Here is a 19,050-nt window from a genome sequence, read left to right as displayed (position 1 = left end):
GCTGCAGATAAAACAAAACGCTATATCTCGCGGACTAAAATAGCCGTCCGTTTAATGATATAGTCATGGCCAGTCAGTGCTTGCCCGAGGACGTCCATCATGCACCACCATCCGGTTAAATCTTCCCGAATTATCTCCGTCGCCTACGATGACGCCTCCGCCACACTGGAAATCTATTTCTATCACCAGCCGCCATTACAATATACCGGGGTCCCACCGCGTATTTTTCATGATTTTTTACAGGTGGTGTCAAAAGGCCGGTATTATGACGGGGTGATCAAAGGAAAATTTCCCGAACGCAAGCTACGTTAATGTCAAAGTGTGACTGCGGTCATGATACAAAACGTGCCCTAATACCGTACAATATGAAGGGATACTTAAACAGGAGGTTTTATGAGCAGAATGATTCTTGTCCCTATCGATATCTCTGATAAAGAATTTACTGAACGCATTATCAGTCACGTTGAATCGGAAGCGCGGATTGACGACGCCGAGGTGCATTTCCTCACCGTGATCCCTTCTCTGCCCTATTATGCCTCACTGGGAATGGCCTATACCGCTGAGCTTCCCGGCATGGATGAGCTGCGTGAGGGTTCTGAAACGCAATTGAAAGAGATCGCGAAGCAGTTCTCCATCCCGGAAGACCGGATGCATTTTCACGTCGCGGAAGGATCGCCAAAAGATAAAATCCTTGCGCTGGCTAAGTCGCTGCCAGCCGACCTGGTGATCATCGCTTCGCACCGACCGGATATCACAACTTATCTGCTGGGCTCCAACGCCGCCGCGGTGGTTCGTCACGCCGAGTGCTCGGTACTGGTGGTCCGCTAACGCCGCAGCCCGCCGCCCGGCGGGCTTTTTATTTCCGCATCAGCCGCCCCCGCCTGGCTGCTCGCTGCCGAAAGTGCCGGAAAGATGCTGACATTCCGCCCCTGAATCCGTACCATACACGCCACGGTTGCCTGTCAAACCTCAATAATTGCTACGCGCCAGCGCCACGTTGTTCAGCGGCTGGCAGAATGCGTGCTCTTCTGATGCCACACTATGAATTGAGCCACTATTACATGCTGCAAAACCAAGAAATCAGTAAAAAAGAAAAGTACAACATCGATAAGCTGCAGAAACGTCTGCGCCGCAACGTCGGTGAGGCGATTGCCGACTTCAATATGATTGAAGAGGGCGACCGCATTATGGTTTGTCTTTCAGGCGGCAAGGACAGCTATACCATGCTGGAGATCCTGCGCAATCTGCAGAAAAGCGCGCCCATCTCCTTCTCGCTGGTGGCGGTGAACCTCGATCAGAAGCAGCCAGGGTTCCCGGAGCATATTCTGCCGGCGTATCTGGAGCAGCTGGGGGTTGAATACAAGATTGTCGAAGAGAACACCTACGGCATCGTCAAAGAGAAGATCCCGGAAGGAAAAACCACCTGCTCGCTGTGCTCTCGCCTGCGTCGCGGCATCCTCTATCGTACCGCCACCGAGCTCGGGGCGACCAAGATCGCCCTCGGCCATCATCGCGACGATATCCTGCAGACGCTGTTTTTGAATATGTTCTACGGCGGCAAAATGAAAGGGATGCCGCCGAAGCTGATGAGCGACGACGGCAAACACATCGTCATCCGCCCGCTGGCCTACTGCCGCGAAAAGGACATCGAGCGCTTCTCCCAGGCCAAAGGCTTCCCGATTATTCCGTGCAACCTGTGCGGTTCGCAGCCAAACCTGCAGCGCCAGGTGATCGCCGATATGCTCCGCGACTGGGACAAGCGTTATCCTGGGCGCATTGAAACCATGTTCAGCGCGCTGCAGAACGTGGTGCCTTCGCACCTGAGCGACGTCAATCTGTTTGATTTTAAAGGCATCACCCACGGCTCAGAGGTGGTGGATGGTGGCGATCTGGCGTTTGACCGGGAAGATATTCCCCTGCAGCCCGCCGGCTGGCAGCCGGAAGAAGAAGACGCCCGTCTCGATGAGCTGCGTCTGAACGTGGTGGAAGTAAAATAACCCTCACGCGTCTCAGGCAGCCGCCTGAGACGCACTCTCCTGCCCTTACTTCAGCAGTCGTACGCGGCAGGATTTACCTTTGATCTTGCCATTTTGTAACTGCTTATACGCCTTCTGCGCCATATTCTGGCGGATCGCCACATAGACGTGGGCCGGGTGGACGGTAATTTTGCCGATATCGGCACCATCAAAGCCCATATCCCCGGTCAGGGCTCCCAGCACATCTCCCGGGCGCATTTTCGCCTTTTTCCCGCCGTCGATACACAGCGTCGCCATCTCCGCCGTCAGCGGCGCGATGGTGTTGCCCGTCGGCGCCGGCAGCCAGTTCAGGGAAAGCTGCAGCATGTCGGCCAGAATAGTGGCGCGCTGCGCCTCTTCCGGCGCACAGAAGCTGATGGCCAGCCCTTGTTCACCGGCGCGGGCGGTACGGCCGATGCGGTGAACATGCACCTCCGGATCCCAGGCCAGCTCGAAATTCACCACCAGCGCCAGGGATTTGATGTCCAGACCGCGGGCAGCGACGTCGGTCGCCACCAGAACCCGGACGCTGCCGTTAGCGAAGCGCACCAGCGTCTGATCGCGATCGCGCTGCTCAAGGTCACCATGCAGCGACAAGGCGCTCTGCCCGGCGGCGTTGAGCGCATCGCAGACCGCCTGGCAATCGCGTTTGGTATTGCAGAACACCACGCAGGATGCGGGCTGATGCTGGCTGAGCAGGCGCTGCAGCAGGGCAATCTTACCGTGGCGGGAAACTTCAAAGAACTGCTGCTCAATCGCCGGGAGCGCATCGACAGTGTCGATCTCAATTGTCTGCGGATTGCGCTGCACCCGGCCGCTGATCGCCGCGATTGCCGCCGGCCAGGTAGCAGAAAACAGCAGCGTCTGCCGGTCAGCCGGTGCGAAGCGGATCACCTCATCAATGGCATCGCTAAAGCCCATATCGAGCATGCGGTCCGCTTCGTCCATCACCAGGGTCTGCAGCGCGTCAAGGGAGACCGTTCCCTTCTGCAGATGATCGAGCAGACGGCCCGGGGTGGCGACGATAATATGCGGGGCATGCTGCAGGGAATCTCGCTGGGCACCAAAGGGCTGCCCGCCGCAGAGCATCAGAATCTTGATGTTCGGCAGGCAGCGCGCCAGGCGGCGCAGCTCGCCGGCGACCTGATCGGCCAGCTCGCGGGTCGGGCATAACACCAGCGACTGGGTCTCGAAGCGCGCCGGATCGATATGCTGCAGCAGACCCAGCCCAAATGCGGCCGTTTTTCCGCTGCCGGTTTTTGCCTGCACGCGCACATCTTTCCCCGCGAGGATCGCCGGCAGGGCGGCGGCCTGAACCGGGGTCATCGACAGATAACCCAGCTCGTTAAGGTTGGCTAATTGGGCGGCAGGTAAAACAGTCAGGGTAGAAAAAGCGGTCACAATGTATTCTCGTATTAAAAGGCAGACAATCTGCAGGCGCGTATCCTCGCAGATCTCCGCGCCTGATGCGACAATTTAATCGGCTCTTCGTCAGGCGGCGGATCGGGCTGGGGCTGCGGACGCGGTCGTGGATCGGGTAAAGGAGCCGGATCGTTCGGCTCGGGCGAGATAGGGATAGACTGGGCTGTCAGCTCTGAAGCGTAATACATAGAGGCCTCCCGGAGAGTGATACGGGCGTACCCGCAGGCGTCAACGGCCAGAAACCGTCGGGTGTCTTAGTAAGGGTAGAAGCTGGTCCGGAGAGCGCAAAAAAAAAGCCGACTCAACAAAGCCGGCGTCGTACGAATCAATTGTGCTATGCAGTAATTCAAAAAAGGAAGTAAGACAATATGGAGCGCAACGCCCATCGCTTGACGTTGCATTCACCTGCGAGAGAGATATTGCCCTGAATGGGTAGATGGTTTATTGATTTCGCTCAAACATTGCCGGGTTTTCCCGGCACTACAGCCGCTAAAAGGCGATTCTTTACAGCCATTTACTGCGATGTAACCACCACGCAACACCACCGATGACAATGACTAACATCAAGCAGAAAAGGCTAAACCCCAGATGCCAGCTGTTGCCAGGGATCCCGCCGAGGTTGACGCCGAACAGGCCGGTTAAAAAGGTGCTGGGTAGAAACACCATCGCCATCAATGACATGGTATAGGTCCGCCGCGCCAGCGACTCCTGCATAATCTGGGCGATCTCGTCGCTCATGATCGCCGTCCGCGCGATACAGCTGTCGATCTCATCCAGACCGCGCCCCAGCCGCTCGGCGATATCCTGCATTCGCCGCCGCTGATCGTCACTCATCCACGGCAGCCGCTCGCTGGCCAGCCGGGCATAAACGTCGCGCTGCGGCGCCATATAGCGGCGCATCACAATCAGCTGCTTACGCAGCAGCGCGAGAAATCCGCGCGGCGGCACCTGCTGATCGAGCAGGTCGTCTTCCAGGTCGATAATGCGATCGTGCAGTTGTTCGATAAACTCGCTGGCATGATCGGTCAACGCATCGCAGACCTCCACCAGCCAGCTGCCGCCGTCCGTCGGGCCATTACCTTCCTTCAGGTCGCCCAGCACATCGTCCAGCGCCAGCACTTTGCGCTGACGAGTGGAGACGATCAGCCGCTCATCCATATACAGGCGCATCGCCACCAGCTGGTCGGGCCGCTCATCGGTACTGCCGTTGATACAGCGCAGGGTGATCAGCGCCCCGTCACCGATCCGCGTCACCCGCGGCCGGGTGCTCTCCCCCGCCAGGGCATCGCGTACGTTATTGGGCAGCAACGGGGTGGCCGCCAGCCAGTCGGCGCTGTCGCTATGGGTATAGTTGAGATGCAGCCAGCAAGGCTTGTCTTTGTCGATAATATCGTCATCGGCGAGCGGCTTAACGCCCCCCTGCCCGTCGAGCACCCACGCGAAGATCGCGTCCGGTATCTGCAACTCCGAGCCTTTAATCGCGTCCACTCAACCTCCGTTAATCCATATCTGCTAAATTACGCGCCTTCTCTATAAGGTACGCGAAAGCGCGCATTCTTGCTTTTAATGACCCGGAAATACAGGCCTAGTCGCTTCATTGAAAAGCGCTTTCGCCCCGGTCGCGGCGCTCCCCTCATTTAACGTTAAAACTTAGTGAAATCAAGTTCTTCACGATTCAACACATACAGAGCGACGTTTTGCCGTTTATTTTGCAACTTCTTGCTGTATTATGCTGTTTATTGCGTTAATTTGCGGAGTCAATGGCCATGCATAAGCTCGCCAGGCAAAAACATATTCTCGACAGGCTTAGCGAAACCGGTCAGCTGAGCATTAGCGAACTGGTTGCAGAGCTGCAGGTGTCGGCCGATACCATTCGCCGCGATCTGAGCGACCTGGAACAACAGGGCGTGCTGCAGAAAAGCCACGGCGGGGCCATCGCCCTTAACGTCCCGGCCATGACGCGCCAGGGCAGAAACGCTCTTCTCACCCAGACCAAGCAGCGCCTGGGTCAGCAGGTCGCCGCGCGCATTCCCTCTGGCTCGACGCTGTTTCTCGACGCCGGAAGCACGCTGTTGGCGGTGGCAGCCCAGCTGAAAGGGCCGTTGACCGTGATCACGGCATCTCTGGATATCGCTCAGCTGTTCAGCGACCGTGCCGATATCCAGCTGATCCTGCTTGGCGGCCAGTGGGATAGTAAACAACGGCTGTTCGCCGGCAGCGCCACCCTGGCGCTGGTCACCCGCTACCGGGCCGATATCGCCATTCTCGGCGCCTGCGCGCTCCATGCCGGGCTGGGGCTGAGCGCCAGCCAGGAAGCTGATGCCGACGTTAAACGCGCCATGCTGGCCGCCAGCGCCGAGCACTGGCTGGTGGCGGACCATACCAAACTCAACCGCTGCGAACCGTGGCGGGTGGCCGGACTCAGCGACATTCACCATCTTTTTCTTGATCGTCCCTGGGCTGAGCTGGGGGATGACCCCGCCCTCTCTGTACATATTGCTGACGCTTAACAACGTGGAGAACCTGATGAGTAACAACACGATAAATATCGCCCTGATTGGCTACGGATTCGTCGGTAAGACCTTCCACGCGCCGCTTATCCGTTCGGTGCCGGGGCTGAACCTGGCGTTCGTCGCTTCCCGCGATGAAGAGAAGGTCAAACGCGACCTGCCGGACGTCACGGTGATCGCCTCCCCGGAAGCTGCGGTCCAGCATCCGGACGTTGACCTGGTGGTCATCGCCTCTCCTAACGCCACGCACGCCCCGCTGGCACGTCTGGCGCTGAACGCCGGCAAACATGTGGTGGTGGATAAGCCCTTTACCCTCGATATGCAGGAGGCCCGGGAGCTGATCGCCCTGGCGGAGGAGAAACAGCGTCTGCTCTCCGTCTTCCATAACCGCCGCTGGGACAGCGACTATCTCGGGATCCGTCAGGTGATTGAGCAAGGCACCCTCGGCGCGGTGAAACATTTCGAGTCGCATTTCGACCGCTTCCGCCCGGAAGTCCGCGTCCGCTGGCGCGAGCAGAACGTCCCGGGCAGCGGCTTGTGGTTCGACCTGGGGCCGCACCTGATCGACCAGGCGCTGCAGCTATTTGGTTTGCCGCAGTCGGTGCAAGGTAACATAGCCACCCTGCGCGACGGGGCGGAGATCAACGACTGGGCGCATGTGGTATTAAACTACCCGGCGCATAAAGTGATCCTGCACTGCAGCATGCTGGTCGCGGGCGGCTCGTCGCGCTTCACCGTGCACGGCGATAAAGGTAGCGTTATCAAAGCGCGGGCCGACCAACAGGAGAGCCAGCTGCTGGCGGGCGTGGTACCGGGCAGCGCCGGCTGGGGCCAGGATGACGACCCGCTGGTTATCTATGATGCCTCGCTGCAGGCCCACGCGCAGGCTACCCCGCAGGGCGATCAGCGCCAGTACTATATGCTGATCCGCGATGCGCTGAAGGGCCAGATCGCCAATCCGGTGCCGCCGGTGGAAGCGCTGGCGGTGATGGCCGTTCTGGAAGCGGCGGTGCGCTCTGCTGAAAGTGGTATGGTGCAGACCCTGGACCTGTCCGACGACGAGCGCAACACGCTGCGCTAATCCGCCCTATTCTCCGGTTACCTGCGCGGCCCGCAGGTAACCGCTACTTTTGCTCCACATTAGAAAAAATCACTATCTATCCGCAGATTAACATTGCTTTATCCTGCTACATGGCGCAAAGCACCGCTGGAAATTTCAGCCAATTGGGAGGAGGATAGAATGCAGATCGATCGTAATGAGAAAAAGGTTGCTGACGCTGTGGACGCGGCAACCGTACTACAGGACAGGAGAAGCGCATGTATTACACGTTAGGAGATACCACTCTCCATTTTTATCGCTATCAGTGCAAATTTTACGTCGCCCACTGGGAAGGGGGTAACGTGATGAGCGAAAAATTTAAATCGTTTATCGAACAGATCACTGAGAAGACCGGGCTGGATGCGAAACGCGTCGAGACCGCCGCGCGCGATTATTTTACTAACGTGGATTAACAGGCAGTGCTGTTCGTAAGAGACAAGCTGGTGCGGTAGCCGCGCAGGCTAACCCCACCCTTCACCGCCAGGACGCCTCGCGCCGCCTGGCGGCTTCTCTATTCTGCCAGCATTAAACGGTAGTCAGTTTTGCCAGAATGGCGGCGAAGGCGTCATTAACCTTATCGCCGGCGAGCAGTTTTTTACGCAACGTGAAGCTTCTGCCGCTGGAACGGATCAGCAGCCGGACTTTCGCATCATTATTGCTGCGTTCAACTACGGCAACATCCCGCAAGGGAATAACGTAGGTATCGGCATAAAGCCCCGGCGTAAATATCATCGACTCGCCGCTCACGCCAATCACCACCCGATTTTGCAGACGATAGCCATTGCACAGCGCAACAATACCGGCGGCAATAAATACTCCGCCTATCCCCATGCCAATCATTAAAATAATGATCCCGGCGATGAGCGCCAGCGCCCCTTGGGGATAAAAGCCTGAGGCATTAAAGGTTAATAGCTGCTGGTTATCAGCCTCGCCCACTGCCGTGGTTGATCGCCAGGGCGTAAATCCGGCGTTAATCCGCGTTTGCAAGCTGAACAGACTACCCACCAGAAAGATCACGCTGGCGGGCACCATCACGATGCCGCCAACAAACGCCAGGACGATGGCCAGATAAGGGTAGCGGCCTGACAGCATTATGCTGATCGCCTGAACCACCACGGCAATAAACAGGGCCAGCACCAGCCAGGACCATACGCCGTCCGCCCGACTATGGAAGTTCAGCTGTCCTTCATCAAGTAATAAATTTCGCGCGACAAAACAGATAATAATATTGACGAACAGGCCTATCCAGGCCAGCTTGTGAACATGCTTCATTTCATACTCCATTATGTATTTTGCTATTCCATTATCAGACATTATTAAATAAAATCGAATGCCGCCCGGATAGTAGCAAAGCCGTTGGCAAGATCAATCAAAAAGCGTGCCCCCCCCCTCTCCTTTAGTTATTTTCAGATTGATATAAGCAATTAGCATACATCGTGATTATATAATCCATTATATATATTCTCAGAATTTCTTTACGCCGCATTAATATCGCCCTGCCATTCTGGAGGGCGTTGGAGATCGTCTTACCTTTATTGCGCGGATCCCGGTGCGAATTGGCAGTTATTCACGGCGCAGCCGGCGAGCCAGGCGGGTCCCCAGCGTCTGAATAAGCTGGACAATAACAATCAGCACCAGGGCGGTGGTGAGGGTGGCAAAGGCGTCGAAACGCTGATAGCCGTAGGTGATCGCCAGGTCGCCAATTCCGCCGCCGCCCACCGTTCCTGCCATGGCGGTCGCACCAAGCAGGCCGATGGTCGCCGTGGTGAGGGCCAGAATCAGCGACGCTGCCGCCTCCGGCAGCATAAAATGCCAGACCGTCTGCAGGGGGGTTGCGCCCATGGCGTCCGCGGCCTCGAGGATCCCCTCATCCACCTCCAGCAACGAGCTCTCCACTAATCGGGCAATGTAGGGGGCGACAAAGACGATCAGCGGCACGATGGCTCCCGCGGTGCCGATAGTGGTGCCCACCAGCAGTCTGGTAAAGGGCAGGATCACAATCAGCAAAATGATAAACGGCAGCGAGCGCAGCACGTTAATCAGCGGATTCAGCGCCTGATGCACCACCGGGTTGGCCACGATGCCGCCGGGACGGCAAACCACCAGCACAATCCCCAGTGGGACGCCGATCAGCGCGCCAAAGCCCAGCGAGACGGCGACCATAATCAGCGTGTCATGCAGCGCCAGCAGAAACTGATCCCCGGTGATGGCGGTATCAATAAGATCAAACATGGGTGATTTTCACTCCTGCATCGACCAGATGGGTGATGGCGCGGTCGGTTTCGTCAGGCTCGCCGAGAAGCTGCACAATCATAAATCCCAGAATCCGACCCTGAACTTCAGACATGCTGGCAAACAGGATATTCACCTCGACAGCATACTCGCGGATCAGGTGGTTAATAATCGGCTGCTGCGCCGTCGCGCCGACAAATTCGAGGCGTAAAGCCCGGGCGCCGTTATCGCGCTGCAGGAACGACGCCACCCGCTGCGGCAGGCGGTCGTGCACCACCGACTGCACGAAACTGGCAGTGACCGGATGCTGCGGCTGAGCAAAGAGATCAAAAACCGCCCCCTGTTCAACGATACGGCCCGCCTGCATCACCGCCACCTTGTGACAGATTTTCTGGATCACCGACATCTCATGGGTGATCAGTACGATGGTGATGCCATACCGACGATTAATCTCCTGCAAAAGCATTAAGATCTGCACCGTAGTGTGGGGGTCGAGCGCCGAGGTGGCTTCATCGCACAGAAGGACCGACGGGTTGGTGGCCAGCGCCCGGGCAATACCGACACGCTGCTTTTGTCCGCCCGACAGCTCATTAGGGTAGCTGTGGATTTTGTCGCTCAGATCGACGAACGCCAGCAGTTCCGCCACCCGCGCCTGGATAAAGGCCTTGTCGCGCCCCTGTAAAATAAGCGGGATGGCGATGTTATGAAAAACGGTTTTCGAATTCAGCAGATTAAAATTCTGAAAGATCATGCCGATATCTTTTTTGATGGCCTGCAGGCGCTGGCCGCTGCAGTCCTGTAGCGGCTCGCCGTTTAACAGTACCTCGCCCTCGCCAGGCGTTTCCAGACGATTAATCAGCCGTAATAAGGTGCTTTTTCCTGCCCCGCTGTAGCCAATAATGCCAAAAATATCGCCTCGCTCAATGCTGAGATTAATATCCTGCAAGGCCAGAATCGGATGTCCTTTCCTGGAAAAGCTTTTACTGACGTGGCGAAATTCTATCATCGCGTTATTCATTTTAAATAGTCAGGCAGCAGGTAACCATCATACTGCGGATGGCTGAGAATATATTTTTTGAACTCGGCCGAGTGGTAGCCATCGATAATATCTTTGGCAAACTGCGCCTTCTGATTTTTACCGGTGACGGTCACGACATTAATAAAATGGCTGGTGGCTGCTTCCAGCTTTAATGCCGAGGTCAGGGACATACCGCTGGAGACGGCAAAATTACCCTGAATCAGGCCATAGTCGACGTCCGGCAGAGCGCGAACCTGCTGGGCATTATCCATCTCTTTTAGGACAATTTTGTAAGGATTATCTACGATGTTACGCTGCGAAAAAGTGGCCGGATCGCTGTCTGGTTTAATTTTCACCCAGCCAAGGCTCTCCAGCACCAGTACCGCGCGATATTCATTTGACGGCTGGTTTGGTACCGACACGACGGTGCCCGCCGCCGGGGTCCCCAGGGTGGTCAGTTTCCCACCATACAGCCCCATCGGCGGCGTGGGGACCTGCACAATGCCCACGTTATCGATCCCCAGCCGCTCATTAATTGCTTTCAGATATACCGGATGCTGCATAATATTCGCTTCGATATCGCCGCGGGCTACCGCGTCATTCACCTGAATACCGTCGCTGAAATCCTTATATTCGATTTTATACCCTTTACTCAATAAATAGGGCGCGACGCCTTTCTCAAATTGTTCTTTATACGGCCCGGGGTTAAAGCCGACGCGGATAAGATGAGCGTCGGCGGCGGCATAAAAAGAGGTGGCCGACAACAGGGCGAGAGCGATCCCGCGCGCAACTGACTTGTTCATAAGGTATTTTCCTGGAGGGTTGGCGATATTGAACGATTAAATCACAGCCGATTGTGGGTTGTAAGCCAAAACGCCGAATTTCCTTTTGCTAATTCCTCATTAACTTTTGCTATACCGACATATCTTAAAAACAAGAATCTTTTGCGTATATTGTTATTTAGCCAGCCGCTATAAATCCCTTAAAGATGGTTAATTATTCATGATTTAAACCGGGAATGTTATGCCTGATTTTACTGCTTCGCCGCTGGTGGACGCCCTGGAAGAGAATTTGTTCAGCCTGCTGGAAAAACTGGCCGCGGAGGTCAACACCGAAGCGCTGCCGCTGATCGATCTTTCCAGCGGCAGTCCGGATCAACCCACCCCGCCGGAAGTAATCGACTCGCTGCAGAGCGCTATTCATCGTCGTGAAAACCATGGCTACCCGTCGTTCTGGGGCAAACCACAGGTCCGCGAGGCGATCGCCCGGTTCTATCGCCGGCAGTATGATGTGGAACTCGATCCGCACAGCGAAATCGCCGTGTTTCAGGGGTCGCATATCGGTATAGGCGGCATCCCGCGGGCGCTGCTCAGCCCCGGGCAATACCTCATCTCCACCGATCCCTGCTATCCGATTTACCGCTCGGCGGCGCTGCAGTCCCAGGCGGCGTTTTATGGCCTGCCGCTCAGGGCGGAGAACCATTTCCTGCCGGATTTTAACGATCTTCCCCGGGAAGTCGCTGACAAGGCCGGGCTGGTGGTGCTTAACTATCCGCATAATCCAACCGGCGCCCTCGCCACGCCGGCGCTGTTCGCCAGCGCGCTGCAGTTTGCTCGTCGTCACCAGGTGCCGATCCTCCATGATTTTGCCTATGCGGCCATCGGCAGCGCGGCCAGCGATGCGCCGCTGAGCCTCTTCTCCCAGCCCGACGCGAAAGCATGGGGAGTGGAAACCTATACTTTTTCCAAGACCTTTCATATGGCCGGCTGGCGCTTCGGCTTCGCGGTCGGCAACGCCTCGATTATCCGGGCGTTTAAAAAGCTGCACACCCATAGCTACAGCACGGTGTTTGGCGCGATTCAGGATGCGGCGATCGCCGCGCTCAACCTGCCGGCCGAACGGATTGCGCAGCTGACGGCGGTCTATCATCAACGTCGGGAGTGGGTTCTGCGTCGACTAGCCGCGCTGCGCTGGCCGGCGCGTGACGCACAAGGCACTTTCTTCCTCTGGCTCGGCGTGCCGCCCGGCTACCGTTCGCAGGAGTTTGCCCGCCTGCTGCTGCAGGAAGCGCATATTCTGGTGGCGCCGGGCACGGGTTTTGGCGCAGGGGGAGAAGGATTTATTCGCATCAGCCTGACCGCAGGGGACGAGGCGCTGAGCAACGCGCTGGACCGTCTTGCCCGGCTGGCGCTGTTTTAGTCCGCCGCCGGGAGAAGCAAAAACGCAACCCTGGCCGTCGGGGATTACCCGGCTGACGAGTCCATCACCGACAGCACGATTTTGCCCTCAAGATGCCCCTGCGCTGCTCGCTCATGCGCCATCTGCGCCTGCGCAAGGGGGAAAACGCTGTCAATTGCAACCCGGATGACCCCGGCGTCCAGCAGGTCGGCAAGCCGGGCGAGCTGCGCGCCGCTGGAGCGTACCTGGGTGGTGGAGACCGTCACTCCGCGCTGTCGCGCCTCTTCCGCCCCGGCAAAGCCGAGCGGAAAGATCGGGTACAGCGCGCCGCCGGGTCGCAGGGTACGCAAAAAACGGCCGCTGGCCGGCCCGCCCGGCGCATCAATGACCAGGTCCAGGTCACGCACCGTCTCTTCCACTGCGGTGGTTGTATAGTCGATAACGCTATCCGCGCCGAGCTGACGTAAAAAGGCTTCATGGCGGCCCGCGGCGACGGCAATCACCTCGGCGCCCTGCCACTTCGCCAACTGCACGGCGAAATGACCGACTCCCCCTGCCGCGCCGTTGACCAGGACGCGTTTACCCGCCAGCGGCACCGGCCGATGCGGCCCCGGCTGCAGCGGATTCGCCACCTCATGCCCGGGATCGATCATGAACTGCCAGGCGGTCAGGAGCGACATCGGCACCGCGGCAGCCTGCTGATGGCTCAGGGTTAGGGGTTTGCGAGCGAGGTCGCTGACCGGCACGCTAACGTACTCGGCGTAAGCGCGACTGCCCCCTGCCGCCCCTTCGGGAAAACGCGCCATAGCATACACTTCGTCGCCGACCGCCACCTCCCGGACGTCATCCGCCCGCGCCACCACCACCCCGGAGAGATCGGTCCCGAGGATCAAGGGAAAGCGGACCTCGGGCCGCCACTCCGGGGGCAGCTGTTGATAGCCATCGCGCAGATAGCTGTCCGGCGGGTTCACGCCCACCGCGTGCACCTGTACCAGTACTTCACCGGCCTGCAGGACCGGCATGGGCGCATCCTCATAGCTCAGGACTTCCGGCCCGCCAAAGGCGTGCTGTTGAACAGCCTTCATCATCTGCGTCGACATCGCTTTCTCCTCATATGGAAATGCGTTATATTTAACGGAGCACTGTTCCGAATATATGGAGCAGTGCTCCGATTGTCAAGGAACGCCAATGAGAGCTGATGCCAGAAAAAATTATGACCTGTTGATCGAGGTGGCCCGGGACGTCTTTGTGGAGCAAGGCGCTGAGGCCTCGCTGCGCGATATCGCCCGCCGGGCGGGCGTCGGAATGGGAACCCTCTATCGCCACTTTCCCAACCGCGACAGCCTGCTGGAAGCCCTGCTCCGCAGCCGCTTTGCGGCGCTAACCGCCCGGGCTGAGTCGCTTCTGCTCGCCGCCGATCCTGCCGCGGCGCTGCTGGAGTGGCTGGCCGAGAGCGTGGCGTTTACCCATCAGCATCGCGGGATCATCGCCCCGCTGATGAGCGCCATCGACGATCCTGAGTCCGCCCTGCACAGCGCCTGCGTTGCCCTGCGCGCCGCCGGTACGTCGCTGCTTACCCGCGCGCAGCAGGCCGGGCTGGCACGGCCAGATCTCAGCGGAGAGGAGCTGTTCGATCTGATCGCCGCGCTTGCCTGGCTGCGGGAGCAACCGTCCCATGCCCCGCGCGCAGAGCGGATTTTAGCGGTGCTGGCCGACGCGATCCTGACTGCCGGCTAGCGGCGGCCGGTCACCGACGAGACAGCGCGCCTGGCGGGTAACCAGAACACCAGCCTTTAACGATCAAACGCCCAGCGAGCCCCGCTGGTCAGCGCCCGCTTGAAGGCGGGACGGCCGGGGCCTGCCAGCCAGCCGGCGAAGGTGTGCAGCTGCGGGTGCAGCTGGCGCAGGGCGTCGAGGTCGGCGTGCCCGGCCAGCCGCCCGTCGTCCACCAGCCCGGTCAGCTTGTGCAGAAAAGGACTGGCGGCCAGCACCTCGTCGGAAAATCGCGAATAGGGGATCGGCCGTCCCGCCGCCGCGGAGAATAACACCTCCAGCTGACGACCGGTCACGCTGTCGCTGGCGATCTCGAACGTCTTGCCGGCAAACCGCGCCGGCGCGGCAAAAACCGCCGCGACAAGATGGCCGATATCCTCCACCGCCAGCACCTGCATTCTCCCCTCCGGCAACATAAAAAATTGAAAACGACCTTCATCAAGGCCAAAACCAGGCATCACCAGCAGCTCCATAAAGGTGGCGGGCCGCACGATGGTCGCCGCCAGCGGCAGGCGGCGAATATGCCGTTCAATTTCCGCTTTGGTGTCATAATGCGCTACGCCGGTCGGCGTCTCCCCCGTCGCGCTGCCGGAGCTGTACACCAGATGCTTCACCCCGCACTCGACGGCGAGATCGGCGATGGTTATCCCGTAGCGTACCTCCTGCTCATCGGTCACCGTCCCTCCCGGCGAACTGGGCTGGACGCTGAAGACGCCGTCGACCCCTGCCATCGCCGACCGCATTGCCGCCCGGTCTTCAAAGGTACCCACGACCAGCTCGGCTCCCCGCGCCGCCAGCGCAGCGGCCCCGGCGGAGAAAGGATCCCTGACCAGCGCCCGAACCCGCCAGCCGCGGTGCAGCAGCGCCCGCGCCACCGAGCCGCCCTGCTGACCGGTGGCGCCAAAAACCAACACGGTTTGCGCATTATTCATCACTGTTCCCCTTATCTGCAGCCTGTTTCCCGGCCTCTCGCCAGCGATAGTCACCTTGCTTATCCTTCTCCAGCCAGCCGCAGGAAGGCCCGGCAAAATGCCCGGTGAACCATTGAGCATGATGGCTTGCCCCCCACGCCATCATCTCCCGTCGCGAGACTTCCGCCTGCCGGGGATCGCCGCAGAACGCTGAATTCCACTGCGGATGGGCAAACTGGATCGGGGAATGCAGAAGATCGCCGGAGAAACAGGCGTAGTCATCTCCGGCGGCGAGGACCAGCGCGGCATGGTCCGGACTGTGGCCGGGGGTGGGAATAAAGTCGATCCGTCCGCCGACCCGCGGCCGGGTCGCCACATCGACGGTCTCCAGCTGGCCGGCCTCAATCACCGGCAGCAGGCTGTCAAGCCACAGCGCCCGGTAGCGTTCGCTGTTTTTCACCCGCGACAGCTCTTTTGCCGAGCACAGATAGCGGGCGTTGGGAAACAGCGGCACCCAGCGATCGTCCTGCCAGACGGTATTCCATCCGACATGGTCGGTATGCAGGTGAGTCAGTAGCACCAGGGTCACGTCCTCCGGGTTCACCCCCGCGGCGCGGAGATTCTCCAGATACGGCGTGTTAAGTTGATGATAGAGCGGATTGCCGCCGCGCTCCCGACCATTGCCGGTGGCGGTATCGATAACAATCAGATCGTGGGGGGTCTGCACCACCCAGCTGTGGATTGACAGCGCAATCGGCTGAATAACGGCCTCCGCCTCCGCTACCGGGAACGCCTCTGGATAGAGCGCTGCCGGCTGCAGGGAAATCTCGCGCTCCGGCACTTTGAAAATCAGGCTATCGCCTGTCTGGTAAGTTTGCATCACTCCCTCCGCGCGCATTGCGCTGGTTGATTTATCGGGGTGATATTCACTATGCTGCCGGGATAACCCACATTCAAATTGATTATCATAATGAACAAAATCATTGAAAATGATTTTAGTCGTATCGATCTGAATCTGTTGACAGTCTTGATGGTGCTGTACCGCGAAGGTAGCGTCACCCGCACCGCAGAGGTACTGCATCTTGGCCAGCCGGCTATCAGCGGGGCGCTGAAACGGCTGCGCGAGATGTTTGACGACCCGCTGTTCGTCCGCAGCGCCAGAGGCATGCTGCCGACGCCGCGGGCGCAAGCGCTGATGACCGACCTGCAGCCGCTGATGGAAAACCTTCATTCGGCGATGTTTGGCGCCGGAGAGTTCGTCCCGGCGCGCGCGCAGCAGCTTTTTCGCATCGGCCTCAGCGACTGGAGCGAACACTGGCTGATGCCCCCGCTGTTACCCGGGCTGATGCAGGAGGCGCCCGGAGTGTCACTGCAGTCGATAGCCGCCGACCCCTTCCAGGTTCGCCAGTTGCTGGAGGAGGAGCGCATTGATGTCGCGGTGTCTGTCAACAAACAGAGCCGCGGGGAGGTGGTCAGCGAGCCAGTGATGACCATGGGAGTCACCACCCTGTGGTCGCCGCAGCAGATCCCCTGCCGCGGGCCGCTGTCGGTGAGCGACTTTGTCGCCTGGGAACACGTGATGGTGGCCTATCGCGAAACCGGCCACGGTGAAATTGACCGCCAGCTCGCCAGCCAGGGACTCGCGCGGCGCGTGCGCTTTGCCACGCAGAATTTCTCCACCTTTCCCCTGCTGCTGACCACCCTGCCGCTGTTCGCCACCGTCCCGCAGGGGCTGGCGCAGCGCTGGCAGGCGCAGTATGCGCTGCGCGCGGACGCTCCGCCGGTAGCGTATCCGGAATTTACGCTGTGCATTTTGCGGCACAAACGGCGGGCGCAGGATCCGGCGCTGAACTGGCTGGTGACGAAGTTAAAACAGGCCATGCGCGGCCAATAACCGGGCCGATGCCCCGGCATCAGGCCTCGCTGTGCGGGGGTTGCAGCACACGCCTGCTCCAGTCATAAAACGCGCGCACCGCCGGCGGCAGATAGCGGTTTTGCGGATAGACCAGCGACAAGGGAAGATCAGAAGCGGCCTGCTCCAGACAGGCGACCAGCGCCCCGCTCTGCAGATAAGGTTGCGCCAGATAGCTGGCGACGCGGATCAGGCCCAGCCCCTGAATGCCAGCCTGAATGTAGGCATCGGTATCGTCGACCACCAGCGTCTCCCGCATGCGGATCGCGCAGTCGCCTTCATCGAGGGAGAAAAGCCAGTCGATGGTCCGCCCGGTACGGTGATTCAGGTAGCCCACCGCCCAATGCTGGTGCAGTTCGTCGATGCTCTGCGGCCGGCCGTGGGCCGCGAGCCAGGCCGGCGAGGCGAGGACCATCCAGCGGTAGCGGGCCAGAGGACGCGCCACCAGGGTGGTGGAATCTTCGATCCGCCCGGTACGGATCACGCAGTCGAATCCCTCCTGAATAATATCTTCCACGTTGTCGCTTGAGCAGAGGATCAGCTCCAGGTCGGGATACTGCTGCAAAAACTCGCCGATCCTCGGCAGAATGCAGTGGCGGGCAAGGGATTGCGGCATCCCTACCTTGAACCGCCCGGCGGGCTGAGCCGAGCGCCCGGGAAAGGAGGCTTCCATCGCCGCCATCTCGGCCAGCAGCCTTTTACACTCCTCATAATACCGGCGACCCTCCGCCGTCACGCTGAGCTTGCGGGTGGTGCGCTGGAGAAGCTGCGCCCCGAGCCAGGCTTCCAGCTCCTTCACCACCCGCGATACCGTGGAGCGCGGCTGCCCGAGCACCTCCGCCGCGCGGGCGAAGCTGTGGGCATCCACGACCGCAACATAGACCTGCATGGCATCCAGTTTGTCCATTTCGTTACCCCCCCGGCGCTCATTATCCCATTATTACGAACAGTCTAACCCGAAACGCTGTACTTATCGAATGACGACCGTCCCCCTACACTGAGCCTGTAGCCCGTCAACACAAGGCTTAACTGAGCAAGGAGTTAAAATGAAAACTGATAATTTTAATCATGCGGAAAAGGTATTGGTGCTGGGAGCGGGACAACTGGGCGCCGCCGTTCTTGATGCGCTGGTGCCTGCGGTAATCGAGCGCCAGGGCACGGTCTCGGTCATCGTCTCGCCGGCGGCCTGGGATGAAGCCGGCCAGCTGCGGTCGTCAAACCATCAGGCGCTGGCCGACGCCGGAGCCACCTTCCTCGCCGTCGACATCGCCGGTAGCGCCATGGAGACGCTGGCCGATCAGTTTCGCGGATTCACCACCGTGATTAACTGCATGGGGTTTGTCGCCGGTCCGGGGACACAGCTGAAAATTACCCGCGCGGTGCTGGCGGCCGGGGTACCCCGCTATTTTCCCTGGCAGTTTGGCGTCAATTACGATGTGGTAGGCAAAGGCAGCGGTCAGCCGGTCTGGGACGAGCAGTACGATGTCCGGACCCTGCTGCGCGCGCAGCGGGCCACGGAGTGGGTCATTGTCTCCACCGGGATGTTTACCAGCTTTCTCTTCGAACCAGACTTCGATGTAGTGAATTTATCCAACCGAACCCTTCACGCCCTTGGCAGCTGGGATACCCAGGTGACCGTCACCTCACCGGCGGATATTGGCCGCCTGACCACGGCGATTTATCTGCATCAGCCGCGGATCGTCAACGAGGTGGTGTTTGTTGCCGGCGAAACGACCTCTTACCGGCAGTTGGCGGATACCGTCGAGCGCGTAACGCAGCAGACGTTCAGCAAAGCCGTCCACACCCTGCCCGCCCTGCTGGAGCAGCTGCGGACAAACCCGGATGACGCCATGCTGCGCTATCGCGCCGCCTTCGCCCGGGGGGATGGCGTGTGGTGGCCGATGGGCGACACCTGGAATGCCCGCCACCAGCTGCCGACCCAGGACATTGCCGGCTGGCTGCAGACCGCGCGCTGATTTT

General features: G+C 59.3%; 21 protein-coding genes. 10 read left to right on the top strand and 11 right to left on the bottom strand.

Annotated elements, in window-relative coordinates; all coding sequences use genetic code 11:
- The first annotated feature begins 99 nt into the window (after positions 1-99).
- The 3 genes from RRF55_RS22770 (at position 100) to ttcA (ending at position 1,997) form a co-directional block, all read left to right on the top strand.
- Positions 100-312: a KTSC domain-containing protein gene (locus RRF55_RS22770; RefSeq protein WP_002902432.1), complete on the top strand. Its 213-nt coding sequence runs from the start codon at positions 100-102 to the stop codon at positions 310-312.
- 81 nt (positions 313-393) lie between these two features.
- Positions 394-828 carry a universal stress protein UspF gene (gene uspF / locus RRF55_RS22765; RefSeq protein ID WP_004140161.1) on the top strand — a complete coding sequence of 145 codons (435 nt, stop codon included), beginning with the start codon at positions 394-396 and terminating at the stop codon, positions 826-828.
- Positions 829-1,061: 233 nt separating this feature from the next.
- The gene (gene ttcA, locus RRF55_RS22760) at positions 1,062-1,997 is read left to right on the top strand and encodes a tRNA 2-thiocytidine(32) synthetase TtcA (RefSeq protein WP_050885497.1); all 936 of its coding nucleotides are present in this window, start codon (positions 1,062-1,064) and stop codon (positions 1,995-1,997) included.
- A 45-nt stretch (positions 1,998-2,042) separates the two neighbouring features.
- On the opposite strand, the gene dbpA is transcribed toward ttcA, so the two are convergent.
- From dbpA to zntB, 3 genes are all read right to left on the bottom strand, one after another.
- The gene (dbpA, locus tag RRF55_RS22755) at positions 2,043-3,416 is read right to left on the bottom strand and encodes an ATP-dependent RNA helicase DbpA (RefSeq protein WP_004151591.1); all 1,374 of its coding nucleotides are present in this window, start codon (positions 3,414-3,416) and stop codon (positions 2,043-2,045) included.
- Positions 3,417-3,430: 14 nt separating this feature from the next.
- Positions 3,431-3,625 (bottom strand): proline-rich small protein YnaL, encoded by a 195-nt coding sequence (ynaL, locus tag RRF55_RS22750; protein ID WP_049245346.1) that lies wholly within the window; start codon positions 3,623-3,625, stop codon positions 3,431-3,433.
- A 316-nt stretch (positions 3,626-3,941) separates the two neighbouring features.
- The gene (zntB, locus tag RRF55_RS22745; RefSeq protein WP_048299420.1) at positions 3,942-4,925 is read right to left on the bottom strand and encodes a zinc transporter ZntB; all 984 of its coding nucleotides are present in this window, start codon (positions 4,923-4,925) and stop codon (positions 3,942-3,944) included.
- A gap of 278 nt (positions 4,926-5,203) precedes the next feature.
- Between zntB and RRF55_RS22740 the strand changes: the two genes are divergently transcribed.
- The 3 genes from RRF55_RS22740 to RRF55_RS22730 all read left to right on the top strand — a co-directional run bounded on the left by RRF55_RS22740 (position 5,204) and on the right by RRF55_RS22730 (position 7,459).
- The gene (locus RRF55_RS22740; protein WP_004213984.1) at positions 5,204-5,947 is read left to right on the top strand and encodes a DeoR/GlpR family DNA-binding transcription regulator; all 744 of its coding nucleotides are present in this window, start codon (positions 5,204-5,206) and stop codon (positions 5,945-5,947) included.
- Positions 5,910-7,028: an oxidoreductase gene (locus RRF55_RS22735; protein WP_020324627.1), complete on the top strand. Its 1,119-nt coding sequence runs from the start codon at positions 5,910-5,912 to the stop codon at positions 7,026-7,028. The genes RRF55_RS22740 and RRF55_RS22735 overlap by 38 nt, the downstream gene beginning before the upstream one ends.
- Positions 7,029-7,264: 236 nt before the next feature.
- Positions 7,265-7,459: a hypothetical protein gene (locus RRF55_RS22730; protein ID WP_004176404.1), complete on the top strand. Its 195-nt coding sequence runs from the start codon at positions 7,265-7,267 to the stop codon at positions 7,457-7,459.
- 112 nt (positions 7,460-7,571) lie between these two features.
- Here the strand turns inward: RRF55_RS22730 and RRF55_RS22725 are convergent, their stop codons facing one another.
- The 4 genes from RRF55_RS22725 to RRF55_RS22710 all read right to left on the bottom strand — a co-directional run bounded on the left by RRF55_RS22725 (position 7,572) and on the right by RRF55_RS22710 (position 11,099).
- Positions 7,572-8,318 carry a hypothetical protein gene (locus RRF55_RS22725; RefSeq protein ID WP_002902411.1) on the bottom strand — a complete coding sequence of 249 codons (747 nt, stop codon included), beginning with the start codon at positions 8,316-8,318 and terminating at the stop codon, positions 7,572-7,574.
- Between the two features lie 291 nt (positions 8,319-8,609).
- Complete coding sequence (locus tag RRF55_RS22720; RefSeq protein ID WP_004892563.1) at positions 8,610-9,278, bottom strand: methionine ABC transporter permease; 669 nt, start codon at positions 9,276-9,278, stop codon at positions 8,610-8,612.
- The gene (locus tag RRF55_RS22715; protein ID WP_048332769.1) at positions 9,271-10,284 is read right to left on the bottom strand and encodes a methionine ABC transporter ATP-binding protein; all 1,014 of its coding nucleotides are present in this window, start codon (positions 10,282-10,284) and stop codon (positions 9,271-9,273) included. The genes RRF55_RS22720 and RRF55_RS22715 overlap by 8 nt, the downstream gene beginning before the upstream one ends.
- 8 nt (positions 10,285-10,292) lie before the next feature.
- Positions 10,293-11,099: a MetQ/NlpA family ABC transporter substrate-binding protein gene (locus RRF55_RS22710; protein ID WP_048299416.1), complete on the bottom strand. Its 807-nt coding sequence runs from the start codon at positions 11,097-11,099 to the stop codon at positions 10,293-10,295.
- A 220-nt stretch (positions 11,100-11,319) separates the two neighbouring features.
- Between RRF55_RS22710 and RRF55_RS22705 the strand changes: the two genes are divergently transcribed.
- Positions 11,320-12,495, top strand: coding sequence for an aminotransferase class I/II-fold pyridoxal phosphate-dependent enzyme (locus tag RRF55_RS22705; RefSeq protein WP_064153540.1), 1,176 nt, complete (start codon positions 11,320-11,322; stop codon positions 12,493-12,495).
- 44 nt (positions 12,496-12,539) lie between these two features.
- On the opposite strand, the gene RRF55_RS22700 is transcribed toward RRF55_RS22705, so the two are convergent.
- The gene (locus tag RRF55_RS22700; protein WP_004176407.1) at positions 12,540-13,574 is read right to left on the bottom strand and encodes an NADP-dependent oxidoreductase; all 1,035 of its coding nucleotides are present in this window, start codon (positions 13,572-13,574) and stop codon (positions 12,540-12,542) included.
- An 88-nt stretch (positions 13,575-13,662) separates the two neighbouring features.
- On the opposite strand from RRF55_RS22700, the gene RRF55_RS22695 reads away from it, so the two are divergent.
- Positions 13,663-14,211: a TetR/AcrR family transcriptional regulator gene (locus RRF55_RS22695; protein WP_004179582.1), complete on the top strand. Its 549-nt coding sequence runs from the start codon at positions 13,663-13,665 to the stop codon at positions 14,209-14,211.
- 56 nt (positions 14,212-14,267) lie between these two features.
- Here the strand turns inward: RRF55_RS22695 and RRF55_RS22690 are convergent, their stop codons facing one another.
- Positions 14,268-15,179: an NmrA/HSCARG family protein gene (locus RRF55_RS22690; RefSeq protein WP_015958266.1), complete on the bottom strand. Its 912-nt coding sequence runs from the start codon at positions 15,177-15,179 to the stop codon at positions 14,268-14,270.
- Positions 15,172-16,041 (bottom strand): MBL fold metallo-hydrolase, encoded by an 870-nt coding sequence (locus tag RRF55_RS22685; protein WP_020324664.1) that lies wholly within the window; start codon positions 16,039-16,041, stop codon positions 15,172-15,174. Before RRF55_RS22685 ends, RRF55_RS22690 begins: the two co-directional genes overlap by 8 nt.
- 87 nt (positions 16,042-16,128) lie before the next feature.
- Here RRF55_RS22685 and RRF55_RS22680 point away from each other — a divergent pair, with 87 nt between their 5' ends.
- Positions 16,129-17,052 (top strand): LysR family transcriptional regulator, encoded by a 924-nt coding sequence (locus tag RRF55_RS22680; RefSeq protein WP_015958264.1) that lies wholly within the window; start codon positions 16,129-16,131, stop codon positions 17,050-17,052.
- A 19-nt stretch (positions 17,053-17,071) separates the two neighbouring features.
- Here the strand turns inward: RRF55_RS22680 and RRF55_RS22675 are convergent, their stop codons facing one another.
- Positions 17,072-17,977: a LysR family transcriptional regulator gene (locus tag RRF55_RS22675; RefSeq protein WP_048332765.1), complete on the bottom strand. Its 906-nt coding sequence runs from the start codon at positions 17,975-17,977 to the stop codon at positions 17,072-17,074.
- 139 nt (positions 17,978-18,116) lie between these two features.
- Between RRF55_RS22675 and RRF55_RS22670 the strand changes: the two genes are divergently transcribed.
- Positions 18,117-19,046, top strand: coding sequence for an aromatic alcohol reductase (locus RRF55_RS22670; RefSeq protein ID WP_004212332.1), 930 nt, complete (start codon positions 18,117-18,119; stop codon positions 19,044-19,046).
- Positions 19,047-19,050 lie beyond the last annotated feature (4 nt).

The organism is Klebsiella sp. K47 (assembly GCF_051858335.1).
Classification (GTDB): Bacteria; Pseudomonadota; Gammaproteobacteria; order Enterobacterales; family Enterobacteriaceae; genus Klebsiella; species Klebsiella pneumoniae.
Note: the sequence above shows the minus strand (reverse complement) of the source record. Positions and strands in the feature narration are given on the sequence as shown.